The sequence below is a fragment of the Paraburkholderia sp. BGA-UO-ETr-F12 genome (assembly GCF_059567945.1).
On the sequence record NZ_JCAQOZ010000005.1, the window covers coordinates 1 to 14,431 of the forward strand.

Here is a 14,431-nt window from a genome sequence, read left to right on the forward strand (position 1 = left end):
CTCATAAGCGGGTCCCCCGCACAGCCACGGTAGTGGTGCATCTGGAATCCGTGCCCCCGCACACTCCGCGTTAGCGACAAGGCGCTCATCAGCTCCCACTCCGCACTGCGTGCGTCGCGGATGGGTCTGCCAGGGAAACCTGGCCGGCGCTTTGCATAACTGATGGTTTTTGAACCTGGTGTCGGCGCGCGTAGCGTCGCCGGAGGTATGACTGCCTTGTCACTGAGGCGAAGTGTGCGAGGCGACAGATTCCAGATGCACCACTACCCCCTCCAAGCCAGGGGACCCGCTTATGAGCTGGCGGGGTGAGCCGCTTTCTTTTGCCTACTTTTCTTTGCGGCAGGCAAAGAAAAGTAGGTGCCCCCCGCACAGGGGGAACGCTAATAGACCACTAAGAAACCAAGGAAAGGCCAACAGACCAACCCCAGAACAGACAAAACAACACAGCAAGGCACCGCCAGTCACCCCAACCCTCTCTGTCATTTCCTGGCAGCCAGGTCAACCTCCAACCCCCCATCCACCCCCATCCTGACCGTCCCTTTAGAAACATCCCTCCGATACCCATAAAGATCAAACTTCATCGCCCCAGGATTAGAACTATCCCGAATAAAAGTCCGTGCATTCGTGACCAACGAATTAAACATCTTCACATCCCCAGACTCGATCCACACAAAGCTCTTAGCCGCGCCAGCAGGCGGCCTCGCAGCCACAACCGAACTATCCCGTTTGAACTTCAACACCAACCCCTCATCGGTCACCGTCGCGCTAGCCAGCCGCCCCTGCAGAACCGGCGGCGGAAACACGGTGTACTGATCGAACACCAGTTCGTTACCCTTCAACGCCACACCCTTGCGCGTAAAAGGCGTCAACGACGCCAACGGAATATCCAACGCCCGCAACAACCCCGCCTGCGGCACACCCAGCACCTTCACGGATGTGGGCTCATAGACAAGATGCCGCTCATCTTTCGCCACAATCGTGCCGCTCATCGTCGTGGGCAGCCACACACCAGGAAAGTGATTCCACAACTTGATCCCGCCTGTCACCTCCAACTTGCCGTCCACCGGCTTCAACTGCAAATCGTTCAGCGAACGCGGCTCATAGTCGAGCAGGTAATCGTTGAACAACGCCGCCATCGCGGGCCATGGCTCCACCACCTCGCCCCCAATGATGCGAATGTCGTACTGATCCGGGTCGTCGAGATCGACCGGTTGACCCGGCTTCTTCGGCACCATCTGCGCATCCAGCGAACGCACATGAAAACCAATTCGACCCGATACGTAGAAGTCGACATTCTCGACGTGAATCACCGGCGACGGTCCCGCCGAATGCCGCTCGTCGACGATCGCAGAACCCGGTGTCGACATGCTCCGCCCCGAAAACGCCGCCCGTGTGCCGACCGGAATCGCGTGTGCAACCGACGCGGTCCGCATGGTCTGCGGCACGTGTTGCCAAACGAGACGCGCCTGCGCGAGCGACGCCTGTTGCGCACGAATGAAGCTGTCGTTATAACGCGCGCCCGCACTGCCCATCTGCATCGGCGCGTCTTTCGCCGCGCTGGCTAGCGTCGGATACGACGGCAGATGCACATCCAGAGCGCCCGCTTCGTCGAAAGTAAAGTAGCCGGCCGCCATCTGGTCGCGGTAGTGGTATAGATCGAGCACGAACGGCGCGTTGGTATCGAGCGGAGTCAACGCCATGTCGATGTTCATCGGCATCGAACGCATGAACTTCACGTCACCGCCCTGCACCAGCATGCCGCGCGGCGGCATCGTCGCGGGCCAATCGATCTTCTGCACCGTATGGTCGTCGAGCGTGAAGCGCACGCCCGCGGCACTGGTGTCGATCCGCGTGATCGTCATGCGCAATGCGGGTGGCGGCGTCAGTTTGGCCACCTGCATCACGACGTCGTCACCAGCAAGACGCGCGATCGGCGTGTCCACTTTCAGCAGGTCGGCCATCTTCACGTGCGCGGCCTGCATCAGCTTGTCGGCACCGACCCCGGCGACCTCGACGTGATCGGCATGGAACACGAGTTCGTCGGCGTTGCGCATCGACAGCGATCCAGTCAGCACGATCGGCACCCAGGTGTCGCGATGCATTTCGCCCGTGATGCGTAACGTCCCTCCATCTTGCGGCACGACGCGCATATTGCGCAGCGGCGAACCCTGGTACTGGAACAGGTAAAGGTTGAAAATCGCAGTGAGCTTGACGCTGTCGAGCGTGACATCGCCACGGTGAACATTGATCGTCACGCTAGTCGGGTCGTCGAACACGATCGGCTGGCCGGCGCGCGCCGGGGTCAGCGTCGCCGCCATGTCGTGAATCATGAAGCCGATGTCGCCGGTCACGCGAAAGTCGACATCGCGCGCAAACATCAACGAACCGTCGATACCGGAATCGCGCAACGTCAACGGACGGCTGCGCTTCTCTGTCATGCCGCTCGCAGACGGTACGCGCTCAGCGACACGCCGCTCGTCGGCCAGTTGTTTCGCTTTGACAACCTCGAGCGTGGGACGCGATGCGGAGGCGGATTGAGCGGCGCTCGCGACGGCGCCGTTGGAGGCACCCGCGGCGTCGGCGACAAGTCCCACGTCCGGCTGCGATTTTGCGGTAGGCGGGCTATCGCTGTTGCTCGCGACGTTCGCGTTCGCGCTCGTTTGCGTCGCTGGCGCGGATGCCGCGTCGCCGGTCGTGGAACTCGCGTCGGCGCACGCGGACATCAGCAGGGCGGCTGTCACCAGCGCGGCGCCAGCCCCGGCACGCGTACGCCATGTTTCTCGAAGCGGTGCACGCGCCATTCGAAGCGGCAGCATCGTGCGCTGCGGCCGCAACGAAGCCCGCGCCTGCACGCCATTAGCCGATTGTTCGCCCAATGCGCCTGTTCTTTTCATGATGTCTCCTCCTTGAGCCGCGGCGCGTGTTTCGCGTGTTTCGCGTCTTTCGCGTATCCGGCACGGCATGGTTCGTCGCACATACGCCGGCTTTAAACACCGTGCCGCCGTTGCGCGCCTTTAACCTGATTGTCTTGATTTGTCGGCGCGCTGCCGACAAGATTTCTGGAGGACGCTCACCAAACGATCAAGCGTTTGAATCGCTCCGCCGAATCGTCGAAGAGCCCCACGCGTCGGGCTTGAGCAGCCGGCGAGAAAACGGAATTCAAACGGCATTCTGGAAGCGATCTGGGCGCGCAATGAGGCGCACGGGTATTGCGTGGCGCGTGAGGTGTACTTCAGGGCGACAAAACGGCTGCAATTTCTAATGCGGCGCTGCAATAAACCGTAATTCCGACCCTCACCGGTCGAACGGGCTCGGAGGCACGCGACGCACGACGATGCTCCAGAAATGCGCCAACGGAATAGCAATCGAGCTGCGGCACGCCGGGCTAACCCACGCCGAGCCATTCCTGCATCACATCCGGCCGCCTCACAAACGACGCGAGCGCGTCGTCGAAGACAATTTCGCCGTGCCCCATCACCGCGACCCGACTGGCAATGTCCTGCGCGATCACCAGCCGCTGTTCGATCAGCAGCATCGCCACGCCTCGATCACGCAACTTTCGCAGACACTGCGCGACCTGTCCCATCACCTGACCGGCCAACCCCTCGCCCGGTTCGTCGACCACCAGCAGATCGGGATCGCCGAGCAAGGCCCGCGCGAGCGTCAGCATCTGCTGCTCGCCACCCGATAGCGCGCCGGCGCGCGTGCGCCTTCTTTCGCGCAGGACGGGGAACAGTTCGTAGGCGTCGTCAAAGGTAAAGCGTGAGATGCGCTCGCGCGCACGCGGCGCCACACCGAGTTGCAAATTCTCATGGACGCTCAGCGCCGGGAAGACGTCGCGATGTTCGGGCACGTAACCCAATCCCAGGCGGGCGATCTCGAAGGTGCGCAAGCCGCCGAGCGCATGACCGGCGAAACGCAACTCGCCCTCGCTGCGCACGAGCCCCATGATCGCGCGCGCCAGCGTCGAACGCCCGGAGCCGTTGCGCCCGACCAGCGCGACGACTTCGCCCGGTTCGATCTGCAATGTGACGCCATGCAGGGCCTGGCTCGCGCCATACCAGGCGTCAAGCTGGCGGATGTCGAGCAAGGCGCTCATGCGGGGAAACCGTCGCCAAGATAAGCCGCGCGCACGGCCGCATCCGCGCGAATCGCCGCCGGCGTGCCGGTCGCGATGATGCGGCCTTGCACCAGCACGGAAATGCGGTCGGCGATCGCGAACACGGCGTCCATGTCGTGCTCGACCATCAGAAGCGTGCGCCCCGCGGTGGTCGAGCGAATCAGTTCGATGGCGCGCGCCGCTTCGGCGCGGTTCATGCCGGCGGTAGGCTCATCGAGCAATAAGGTGTGCGCGCCGCCGGCGAGCGCGAGGCCGAGGTCGAGTGCACGCTGCTCGGCATAGCTCAGTGTGCCGGCGAGGCTATGCCGGCGTGCGCTCAAACCGACTGCTTCGAGCACCTGCTCGGCGCGCGCGTCGACCGTGCGCGAGCCGCTGAAACGCTGCCACCAGCGCGTACGGTCGCGTTCGGCCAGCATGGCCGCACAGCGCAGGTTGTCGAACACGCTGAGGCGAGCGAACACGCTGGTGGTCTGGAAGCTACGTGCAAGGCCCCGGCGCATGATCGCGGCCGGCGCGAGACGCGTGATTTCCGCGCCGAACAGATCGATGCGTCCAGCGTTCGGCCGCGCGCCCCCGGCGATCAGATTGAACAGCGTCGACTTTCCCGCGCCGTTCGGGCCGATCAAGGCGTGGCGCTCGCCGGGCTCGATCGCCAGATCGACGCCGCGCAGAATCCGCGTGCCGCCAAAGCGCTTTTCGATGCCATAGACCGCGAGGGCCGGGATCATCGCGCGCCTCCGGCGATCGGTGTGACAACGGTGCGAACAGCAAGGCGTGCCTGGGCGCGAATCGCGTAGCGCGCGGCGAGTGCCCCCGGCGCGGCCAGCATGAACACCACGACGCCGAGCCACAGGTGCGGCGAGCCCGTCTCCAGCGGTACGCCGGCAACGCTGAAAAACGTGCCGTCGTCCGCGCCGAATTGCACGGCGTACGCCCATTGCACCGCAAGCACGACGGCGAGCGTCCACAGCACCGCTGACGCCGCGCCCCACAGATAGGCCTTACCGCACGCGCGCCAGCCGTAGGCAGCGACGCGAGCCGAATGCCGCCGCACAAAACCCGCTATGCCATTCGGCGAGCTCACCACGACAGCGATGAAGAACAGCCCCAGATAAAACAGCCACGCCCGGGTGACGCTCGCCACCGCGACGCTGAAAAAGGTCAGGATTATCGCCCCCGCGACCGGCCCGAAGAATGCCCCGGTGCCGCCGATCACCGTCGCGATCAGCACGGCGCCGGAGCGCATCATGCCGACACTTTCCGTCGACACCAGTTCGACGTTGATCAGCCCCAGGGTGCCGGCAATACCCGCGAAGAACGCCGACATCACCGCCACGCCATAGCGGATGCGGCGCGGATAGCAGCCGATCGCCGCGGCGCGCGCCGGGTTGTCGCGCACGGCGTTGGCGAGGCGCATGAACGGCGTGCGCGACAGCGCGAACATCGCCACGCTCGCCAGCACACACCACAGCGCGATCAGCGCATACGCTTCGCGCGCCGGACCGAAGTTCCAGCTTGCGAGCATCGGCCCGCTCGTGCGATCGATCGGCACGCCGGCCTCTCCGCCGAACCAGTCAGGCAGCGTCCACGCCGCCGCGGCGACGAGTTCGCCGATACCGAGCGTGATCATCGCGAAAGCCGTCCCGGCACGCCGCGTCGACACGAAACCGAACACGATGCCGCACAGCGCGCCGCCGAGGCCGCCGATCAACGGCAGCAGCACCAGCGGCACACCAACGCGGTTGAACACCTGCGCCGCGATGAGCGCACCGAGGCCGGAATAGGCGGCGTGACCAAAGGACAATAGCCCGGTTTCGCCAAGCAGTAGGTTGTACGACAGCGCGAACACGATCATCGTCGCGGTTTGCGCGAGATAGGCGAGCAGCCAGCTTTGCGGCCACACAAAGGGCGGCACGGCGAGGAACAGGACAAGCGCAAGCCATGGCGCGAAGCTACGCGCCGCTGAGTGAGTTGAGGCCGCCGGCATGGCGACCTGTTCGAGCGGCTCACGCATGATCGTCACGCCGGCCGAACAGTCCCTGCGGGCGCAGCGCCAGCATCGCGACAAGCAGCAGATACGGAATCAGCGGCGCGAGTTGCGCAAGCGTGAGCGTGTCCCATGCGGGCGGCAATGCGTCGCCGAATACCGCGGTGAGATCGCCCAGCGACACGTCGCTCGCCACCGCAAAAGTCTGCACACAACCGACGATCAGCGAAGCCGCCAGCGCCCCGCTCAGCGAGCCGAGGCCTCCGATCACCACCACCACGAATACGATCGAGCCGAGCGACTCCGCCATCGCCGGTTCGATGACGAAGATCGGCGCGCCGATCACGCCGGCCAGTGCGGCGAGCGCGGTGCCCGCCGCGAACACGCCGGTGAACACGCGCGGCACGTTGTGGCCGAGCGCCTCGACCGCGCTCGCATGCGTGAGCGCGGCACGCACGATCAACCCCGCCTTCGAGACGCGCAGCACTGCATAGAGCACCGCCAGCATCGCCAGCGATACCGCCATCATGAAAGCGCGATAACGTGCGAAGGCCGCGCCGTAGACGGTGAACAGCGGCCCGTCGAGCACGGCCGGCACGGTCGCGCCAAGCGGACTAAGACCCCAGCCGAGCTTGACCAGTTCGCCGAGCAGATACGCGGCGCCGAATGTCAGCAGCAACTCGGGAAGATGACCATGCACCCGCACGCGGCGCAGCAGCCAGCGCTCGAGCGCCGCGCCGATTACGCCGACGATCAGCGGCGCGATCACCAGCGCACTCCAGAAACCCGCGTGCGCCGACACCGAAAAGCCGACGTACGCGCCGAGCATATAGAAACTCGCGTGCGCGAAATTCAGCACGCCGAGCATGCTGAAGATCAGCGTCAAGCCTGCCGACAACATGAACAGCAGCAGGCCGTAACTGACACCGTTGAGCAGATTGATGACGAACGACTGCACGCGCCTATTCCGCCTGCACAGCGACGCTCAGCGGTTCGAGCGCCGCGCGCAGACCGGCGGGCAACGTCACCGGACGGCGCGTCACGCGATCCACATACACGTGCACGAAATGGCCTTGGGCGGCGGGTTGATCTTCGCCTTCCTTGAAGAGACCCACTTCGTAGCGCACGCTCGACGTGCCGAGCCGCACCACTCGCAGACCCGCTTCGACCCGTTCCGGAAACACCAGCGGTGCGAAGTAGTTGCAATGCGTCTCGACCACGAGGCCAATCGTCGCGCCATGCTCGAAGTCGAGCACACCGGCGCGGATCAGATACTCGTTCACCACCGTATCGAAGTAGCTGTAGTAGACAACGTTGTTGACGTGGCCGTAGACGTCGTTGTCCATCCAGCGCGTGGTGATCGGCAGAAAATGCGGGTAGGCGCTGCGCGCGGCGGGGGCGGGTTTGTTCATCGCTTACTGCCCCGGCTTTTCCACAAACTCGAACGGCAAGCCGCGCCGCCGCATCCATTCGCCGAGCGCCTGACCGGTGCCCGCACGCCACGGACGCAGTTTGGCCGGTTCGATCAGCCGGTACTCGAGCAATTCCGGCGACAGCGCGATCGTGCCATACGCCTTCACGTGATACGCGATGATCAGTTCATTCTTGCGGATGAATTCGTACACGCCGATCAACTCGACCGTCTCCGCGTGCAGCGAGGTTTCCTCCAGCACTTCGCGGGCAATGCCTTGTTCCGGCGTCTCGCCGTTTTCCAGAAAGCCGGTGATCAGCGCGAACATGCCTTCGGGCCACGCGGCGTTGCGCGCGAGCAGGATCTTGCCTTCGTATTCGACGATCGCGGCCACCACCGGCAACGGATTATTCCAGTGGACGTAGCCACATTCCGTATCGGGACAGCTCTGGCGAATCCTGCCGCCTTCGTGTTCGGCATCGGCGCGCTCGATCAAAGGCTTGGCGCAACGCGGACAAAATTGATAATCGGTCATGGCGAGTGGGTCGTTTCTTATGTTCTGTGTCTGTTGTCTTGTTCCGGCGCGGCCGCAACGTGGTGTCAGGCCACGCACAACTCGCGCACTTCCGCCGCGAAACGCTCGACGGTTTCCGGCTGCGTGTCCCAGGCGCACATCAGCCGGCAACCGCCCGCGCCAATGAACTCGTAGAACTTCCAGCCGCGTGCCCGCATTGCCTTGGCGGCCTGCGCGGGCAATTGCGCAAAGACCGCGTTCGATTCTGTCGGGAACATGATGCTCACGCCGGGGATTTCCTGCAACCGCGTTTGCAGCAGTTGCGCCATTGCATTCGCGTGACGCCCGTTGCGCAGCCATACGTCGTTATCCAGCAGACCGAGCCACGGCGCGGAAATGAAGCGCATTTTCGAAGCGAGTTGGCCGGCCTGCTTCAGACGGTAGGCAAAATCGTCGGCGAGCGAGCGGTCGAAGAACACCACCGCCTCACCGACGGGCAAACCGTTCTTGGTCCCGCCGAAGCACAACACGTCGACGCCCGCGCGCCACGTGATCTCGGACGGATGCACGTCGAGCGCGGCAACCGCGTTCGCGAACCGTGCGCCGTCCATGTGCACTTTCAGATGACGCCGTTTGGCGATCGCCGCGATCGCGCGCACCTCCTCGACGGTATAGACCGTGCCTACTTCCGTCGATTGGGTCAGCGTGACGACCTTTGGCTTCGGGTAGTGAATATCGGCGCGGCGCGTGACGACCGCTTCGATCGCATCCGGCGTGAGCTTGCCGCTAACGCCCGGCGCGGTCAGCAGCTTGGAGCCGCCCGAGAAGAATTCGGGGCCGCCGCATTCATCGGTTTCGATGTGCGCGAGTTCATGGCAGATCACCGAGTGGTACGACTGGCACAGCGACGCCAGCGCCAACGAATTGGCGGCCGTGCCGTTGAACACGAAAAACACTTCGCAGTCGGTCTGAAACAGATCCCGCAGACGATCGCAAACCTGGTTGGTCCACGAGTCGTCGCCATACGCCGGTTCGTGGCCGCTAGTGTTGGCGGCGATCAGCGCGGCGAGCGCTTCGGGGCAGATGCCGGCATAGTTGTCGGACGCGAAATGTTGCATGGCGGGCGGCGCACCCGGCGACAGGCGCACTGTGATGACCGGAAAGCGGTCATTTTAGTGCGCTGCTGGCTAATTTGTTTTTCAGCCGTGAGGATTGGCGCGGCGAGCGCCCCTGCGCCGAATGGGAAGACCGTTAGTTGCAGCCGCAATCGGGCATCCGGCCACGGCCACGCGGCATGCGTGCCACGATGATCAGCCCGACCGCGCCCAGCAGTAACGCGCCTGTCGCCAGCCACAAAGCCGGCGAAAAAGACCCTGTGTGTTCGGCTATCGGTGCGGCCACCAGCGGGCCGACGATCTGACCCACGCCGTACGCCGCGGTCGCATAGCCCATCAGACCGGCTGCATTGTCGCCGTGCAGACGCCGTGCTTCGCGCATCGCGAACAGGGTGATCGCCGTAAACGGCAGGCCGATCAGGATGCTGCCCAGCGAGAAACCGGCCGCCGTAGGCCAGACAATGCCGAGCGCAATGCCGGCCGCCTGCAGCACGTAGCAGCCGGCGAGCAGCGTGCGGTTGTCCCAATGCACCGGCAGGCGCGCCGCAAGCAATGCCCCGACGATCAATGCCGCGCCGAACATCGGCCAGAACAGATCAGGCCAGGCCGAGCCCGGCAGCGCGTGGCGCGCGATTACCGGCAGAAAGGTTGCGGTGATGATGTAGCCGAAGCCGGGCACGCCATACAGCAGGACCAGCCAAAGGGCATCGGCGCGATTACCGGGATGGCTCGTGGGAACGTGTTGGCCGGTGGCGGAGCCCGGCGCCGCACGGGTGGCCACGGTGGCGCTGCCCGCGGCCGCCGCCGCGCCTTCTGCGGCGCTGTGGTGCCCTCTTACTGTGCCGAACACGGGCCAAACCGTGATCGAGAGCACGGCAGCGATAAGCCCAAAACCAATCCAACCCGCCGTTGCGCCGTAGCCGCCCGCAGCACTAACCAGCAAACCCGTCCCGACAATGCCGACGCCCGGCCCGGTATAGATCACCCCGCCCCATCCGTGCGCGCCCAGTTCGGCGAGCCGCCGCAAGCCCCACTGCGAGGCGAACACGAAGGTCCAGGCGCTAATCGCGCCGGCGACGAAGCGCACGACCGCCCACAACCAGAACTGGCTCGTTACGCCCATTGCCAAGGTCAGCAAAACGGTCCCCACCAGCCCCATGCGCACCATGCGTGCGGGTTCGACCCGCAGTGCCGCACAGGTGAGCGCTCCGACGAAATAGCCCGCGTAGTTAAACGAGGCAAGCCAGCCGCCATGCTGGATATCGATCTGCGGCTGGCCGAAGGCGCTGCCGTGCAGCATCAGCGGCAGGAGCGGCGTGAAGGCGAAACGTCCAATCCCGAGCACCACGGCCAACGTCACCATGCAGGCAAGCGCCGCGTGACGGGCAGCGTGGCGTTCAGCAAAAGTGTCGTGCGCACGGGAAGCGAGGCGGTTCATGAGTAGGCAGTAAAGAGGTTCGAACCGGCGGTCACCGGTTTCTTCACTCCATACTAGCTTGACCTTTAGATCATGAAAAATGAATAATCAGGATACCAACCATCGCCAGGAGAGAACTATGGATCTGGCCGCCCTGACCATTTTTCGCGCTGTCGTGCGTGAAAACGGCGTGACCCGCGCCGCTGCCAAGCTCAATCGCGTGCAATCGAACGTCACGACGCGCATCAAGCAGCTCGAGGAGCAACTGGGGACCGACCTGTTCATCCGCGATGGCCGGCGCCTCGTTCTGACGCCCGCCGGCGAGACGCTGCTGCCCTACGCGGAGCGTCTGCTCGCGCTCGCCGACGAGGCACGCCATGCGCTGCGTGAGGATCGGCCGAGCGGGCGCCTGCGTTTGGGCACGATGGAAAGCGTGGCGGCAACGCGCCTGCCTGGCCTGCTCGCGCGCTATCACCAGCAGTGGCCGGATGTGGCGCTGGAACTCGAAACCGGCACAACCGGCAAGCTGATCGAGCGGGTGCGTGAATTCGAAGTGGATGCAGCATTGATGGCAACGCCGCTGGATCCTGCCGCGCTCGGTGAATTGTTCGAGACGGTGCCGGTTTTCCGCGAAGAACTGGTGATGCTGTCGCCGCGCGGCCATCGGCCGATTCACGAAGTGCGGGATATCGCGTTATCGACACTGATCGCGTTCGAGCGTGGCTGCGCTTACCGGTCGTATATCGAGAAGTGGTATCTGGAGCACGATGTGAGACCGGCTCGCGTTCTGGAGCTTGGCTCGTATCACGCGATTGTGGCTTGTGTCGCCGCCGGCGCGGGGGTGGCCGTGGCGCCGCGATCCGTGCTCAATCTACAAACCGAAGCGAGCAATATCGCAGTTCACGAGCTTCCCGATATTGGCGCAATCGAGACGCTTCTCGTCTGGCGACGGGGGCATTTTTCGTCCGCGCTCAATGCGCTGCGGCAAACGCTTGTGTCGGGAGGGGATGCGGTGGAGGTACCTGCTGCAACGGTGGGTGTTGCCTGAATTTCTGCCTGAGTTTATGTCTGGGTTTATACCGGGCTTTATACCTGGTGCGTGGCCGGCGTGGCGGGGAACGCCAACCCCACCGTACTCAGCCAGATTGATGCGCGGCAACGCACGCGAAGTCCAGAAACAACTTGGGCCACGGGGACGCAAAAAACACCAGCGTCCCGCGTGGCCCGATCAAACCCGAATCAAAGCTGGGTTTCGACCCAGGCCTTCACGCCTGCCAACGCCGCAGGCAGATTCGCCGGCTCGGTACCGCCGGCCTGCGCCATGTCCGGTCGCCCGCCACCCTTGCCACCAACTTGCTGGGCAACGAAGTTGACGAGTTCACCGGCCTTGACCTTCTTGCTGGCGTCCGCCGTCACCCCGGCGATCAGGCTAACCTTGCCGCCCTCGACCGAGGCCAGCACGATCGCCGCGCTCTTCAGCTTGTCCTTCAGCTTGTCGACGGTCTCGCGCAAGGTTTTCACATCCGCGCCTTCGAGCGTGGCAGCCAGCACATGGACGCCGGCCACTTCGATTGCCTGGCCGGCAAGCTCGTCGCCCTGGCTCGAAGCCATCTTCGACTTCAACGCGCTCAGCTCTTTCTCCAGCGACTTGACCTGATCCTGCACCTGCATGATCCGCTGCGTCAGCTCCGACGGCTGCGCCTTCAACACGGCGGCAGCCGCATTGATCCGCGCATCGAGATCCTGCACGAAACGCACGGCGTTATCGCCGGTGATCGCTTCCACGCGACGAATACCGGCGGCCACGCCGCCTTCCATCACGATCTTGAAGAGGCCAATGTCGCCCGTGCGATGCACATGCGTACCGCCGCACAATTCGCGCGAAAAACCGAGGTCGAGCACGCGCACTTCGTCGCCGTACTTTTCGCCGAACAACGCCATTGCGCCGCCCTTCACCGCTTCGTCGAACGGCATGACCCGCACGATGCCCGGCGCGTTCGCCAGCACTTCCGCATTGACGATCGCCTCGACCTGACGGATCTGCTCGTCGGTCATCGGCGCGTTGTGCGCGAAGTCGAAACGGGTCTTGTCGGCATCGACCAGCGAACCCTTCTGCTGCACGTGCGAGCCGAGCACTTCACGCAGCGCCTTGTGCATCAGGTGGGTGGCCGAGTGATTGCGTTCGGTGCGGGCACGACGCACCGCGTCGATTTCCGCCTTCACGACGTCGCCGACTTTCAGCGTGCCCTGCTCCAGCGTGCCGTGGTGCCCGACCACGTCGGCTTGCACCTTCAACGTGTCGGTTACCGCGAAACGCACGCTCGCGTTCGCCAGCACGCCCTGGTCGCCGACCTGGCCGCCCGACTCCGCGTAGAACGGGGTATGGTCCAGCACGACGACGGCTTGCTGGCCGTGATTCACTTCCTTCACCGAGGCGCCGTCGACATACAGCGCGATCACCTTGGCGTCGTCGAAGACGATTTCTTCGTAGCCGTGGAACGTGGTCTTCGCGCCCGAGTATTCGAGGCCCTGCGCCATCTTGAACTTGCCGGCCGCGCGCGCCTGTTCGCGCTGACGCGCCATGGCTTCGTCGAAAGCGGCCTCGTCAACCGTCACTTCACGTTCGCGGCAGACGTCCGCCGTCAGATCGAGCGGGAAACCGTAGGTGTCGTGCAGCTTGAATGCGAGTTCGCCGTCGAGCGTCTTGCCGCCCTTCGCTTCCAGATCGGCCAGCGCGCTTTCGAGAATCGACATGCCGTGCTCGATGGTCTCGAAGAAGCGTTCTTCCTCCTGGCGCAGCACGTCGATCACGCGTTGCTCCGCGTCCTTCAGCTCTGGATAGGCGGCGCCCATTTGCGCGACGAGGTCCGGCACCATGCGGTGGAAGAACGAACCCTTCTTGCCCAGCTTGTAGCCGTGACGGATCGCACGGCGCACGATTCGGCGCAGCACGTAGCCGCGGCCTTCGTTGCCCGGAATCACACCGTCGACGATCAGGAACGAGCAGGCGCGGATGTGATCGGCAATCACCTTCAGCGAATTGTTGGTCAGATCGGTCACGCCGGTTTCGCGGCCCGCAGCCTTGATAAGCGCCTGGAACAGGTCGATCTCATAGTTGCTGTGAACGTGCTGCAAAACCGCGGCGATACGCTCGAGACCCATGCCGGTGTCGACGCACTGCTTGGGCAGCGGCGTCATGTTGCCTTGCGCGTCGCGGCTGAATTGCATGAACACGAGATTCCAGATCTCGATGTAGCGGTCGCCGTCTTCCTCAGGAGACCCCGGGGGGCCGCCCCACACGTCCGGGCCGTGGTCATAGAAGATTTCCGAGCACGGTCCGCAGGGACCGACGTCGGCCATCTGCCAGAAGTTGTCCGACGCGTAGCGCGCGCCCTTGTTGTCGCCGATGCGGATGATCCGCTCGACCGGCACACCCACTTCCTTGGCCCAGATGTCGTGCGCTTCGTCGTCTTCGTGATAGACGGTGACCCACAGCTTGTCTTTCGGCAACTGGTACACGCCCGTGAGCAGTTCCCACGCGTAGTGGATCGCGTCGCGCTTGAAGTAGTCGCCGAACGAGAAGTTGCCCAGCATTTCGAAGAACGTGTGGTGACGCGCGGTGTAGCCGACGTTTTCCAGATCGTTGTGCTTGCCGCCGGCGCGCACGCTGCGCTGAGCGGTCGTGGCGCGCGCATACGGACGCGATTCGGCGCCGAGGAACACATCTTTGAACTGCACCATTCCCGAATTGGTAAAGAGCAGGGTCGGGTCGTTGCCGGGCACAAGGCTCGACGAGCGAACGATCGTATGGCCCTTCGATTCGAAGAACTTGAGGAATTTCTCGCGGATTTCGGCGGCTTTCATAGC

General features: G+C 64.0%; 11 protein-coding genes. 1 reads left to right on the forward strand and 10 read right to left on the reverse strand.

What is annotated here, in order from left to right; all coding sequences use genetic code 11:
- Positions 1 to 479: 479 nt before the first annotated feature.
- The 9 genes from AC57B6_RS00755 to AC57B6_RS00795 form a co-directional block, all read right to left on the reverse strand.
- Complete coding sequence (locus AC57B6_RS00755) at positions 480 to 2,894, reverse strand: hypothetical protein (protein WP_496420557.1); 2,415 nt, start codon at positions 2,892 to 2,894, stop codon at positions 480 to 482.
- Between the two features lie 491 nt (positions 2,895 to 3,385).
- Positions 3,386 to 4,099, reverse strand: a complete 714-nt coding sequence (locus tag AC57B6_RS00760) for an ABC transporter ATP-binding protein (protein ID WP_144192506.1) — start codon at positions 4,097 to 4,099, stop codon at positions 3,386 to 3,388.
- Positions 4,096 to 4,848 (reverse strand): ABC transporter ATP-binding protein, encoded by a 753-nt coding sequence (locus AC57B6_RS00765; RefSeq protein WP_028199122.1) that lies wholly within the window; start codon positions 4,846 to 4,848, stop codon positions 4,096 to 4,098. Before AC57B6_RS00765 ends, AC57B6_RS00760 begins: the two co-directional genes overlap by 4 nt.
- Positions 4,845 to 6,134: a branched-chain amino acid ABC transporter permease gene (locus AC57B6_RS00770; RefSeq protein WP_496420558.1), complete on the reverse strand. Its 1,290-nt coding sequence runs from the start codon at positions 6,132 to 6,134 to the stop codon at positions 4,845 to 4,847. The genes AC57B6_RS00765 and AC57B6_RS00770 overlap by 4 nt, the downstream gene beginning before the upstream one ends.
- Entirely contained in the window at positions 6,127 to 7,065 is a 939-nt protein-coding gene (locus AC57B6_RS00775) for a branched-chain amino acid ABC transporter permease (RefSeq protein ID WP_496420559.1), read from the reverse strand. Before AC57B6_RS00775 ends, AC57B6_RS00770 begins: the two co-directional genes overlap by 8 nt.
- Before the next feature lie 4 nt (positions 7,066 to 7,069).
- Positions 7,070 to 7,519, reverse strand: a complete 450-nt coding sequence (locus tag AC57B6_RS00780) for an acyl-CoA thioesterase (RefSeq protein ID WP_106351573.1) — start codon at positions 7,517 to 7,519, stop codon at positions 7,070 to 7,072.
- A 3-nt stretch (positions 7,520 to 7,522) separates the two neighbouring features.
- Complete coding sequence (locus tag AC57B6_RS00785; protein ID WP_028199126.1) at positions 7,523 to 8,053, reverse strand: NUDIX domain-containing protein; 531 nt, start codon at positions 8,051 to 8,053, stop codon at positions 7,523 to 7,525.
- A gap of 65 nt (positions 8,054 to 8,118) precedes the next feature.
- Positions 8,119 to 9,150, reverse strand: coding sequence for a threonine aldolase family protein (locus AC57B6_RS00790; RefSeq protein ID WP_028199127.1), 1,032 nt, complete (start codon positions 9,148 to 9,150; stop codon positions 8,119 to 8,121).
- Positions 9,151 to 9,283: 133 nt separating this feature from the next.
- On the reverse strand, positions 9,284 to 10,585 hold the full coding sequence (locus tag AC57B6_RS00795; protein ID WP_281663279.1) for a YbfB/YjiJ family MFS transporter: 1,302 nt from the start codon (positions 10,583 to 10,585) through the stop codon (positions 9,284 to 9,286).
- A 118-nt stretch (positions 10,586 to 10,703) separates the two neighbouring features.
- Between AC57B6_RS00795 and AC57B6_RS00800 the strand changes: the two genes are divergently transcribed.
- Positions 10,704 to 11,612 (forward strand): LysR family transcriptional regulator, encoded by a 909-nt coding sequence (locus tag AC57B6_RS00800; RefSeq protein ID WP_496420560.1) that lies wholly within the window; start codon positions 10,704 to 10,706, stop codon positions 11,610 to 11,612.
- A gap of 191 nt (positions 11,613 to 11,803) precedes the next feature.
- On the opposite strand, the gene alaS is transcribed toward AC57B6_RS00800, so the two are convergent.
- On the reverse strand, positions 11,804 to 14,428 hold the full coding sequence (gene alaS / locus AC57B6_RS00805; protein WP_028199130.1) for an alanine--tRNA ligase: 2,625 nt from the start codon (positions 14,426 to 14,428) through the stop codon (positions 11,804 to 11,806).
- Positions 14,429 to 14,431 lie beyond the last annotated feature (3 nt).

Coding starts and splice junctions, on each gene's coding strand:
- AC57B6_RS00755 (WP_496420557.1), bottom strand. CDS start 2,894: ATGAAAAGAACAGGCGCATTGGGCGAACAATCGGCTAATGGCGTGCAG.
- AC57B6_RS00760 (WP_144192506.1), bottom strand. CDS start 4,099: ATGAGCGCCTTGCTCGACATCCGCCAGCTTGACGCCTGGTATGGCGCG.
- AC57B6_RS00765 (WP_028199122.1), bottom strand. CDS start 4,848: ATGATCCCGGCCCTCGCGGTCTATGGCATCGAAAAGCGCTTTGGCGGC.
- AC57B6_RS00770 (WP_496420558.1), bottom strand. CDS start 6,134: ATGCGTGAGCCGCTCGAACAGGTCGCCATGCCGGCGGCCTCAACTCAC.
- AC57B6_RS00780 (WP_106351573.1), bottom strand. CDS start 7,519: ATGAACAAACCCGCCCCCGCCGCGCGCAGCGCCTACCCGCATTTTCTG.
- AC57B6_RS00785 (WP_028199126.1), bottom strand. CDS start 8,053: ATGACCGATTATCAATTTTGTCCGCGTTGCGCCAAGCCTTTGATCGAG.
- AC57B6_RS00790 (WP_028199127.1), bottom strand. CDS start 9,150: ATGCAACATTTCGCGTCCGACAACTATGCCGGCATCTGCCCCGAAGCG.
- AC57B6_RS00795 (WP_281663279.1), bottom strand. CDS start 10,585: ATGAACCGCCTCGCTTCCCGTGCGCACGACACTTTTGCTGAACGCCAC.
- AC57B6_RS00800 (WP_496420560.1), top strand. CDS start 10,704: ATGGATCTGGCCGCCCTGACCATTTTTCGCGCTGTCGTGCGTGAAAAC.
- alaS (WP_028199130.1), bottom strand. CDS start 14,428: ATGAAAGCCGCCGAAATCCGCGAGAAATTCCTCAAGTTCTTCGAATCG.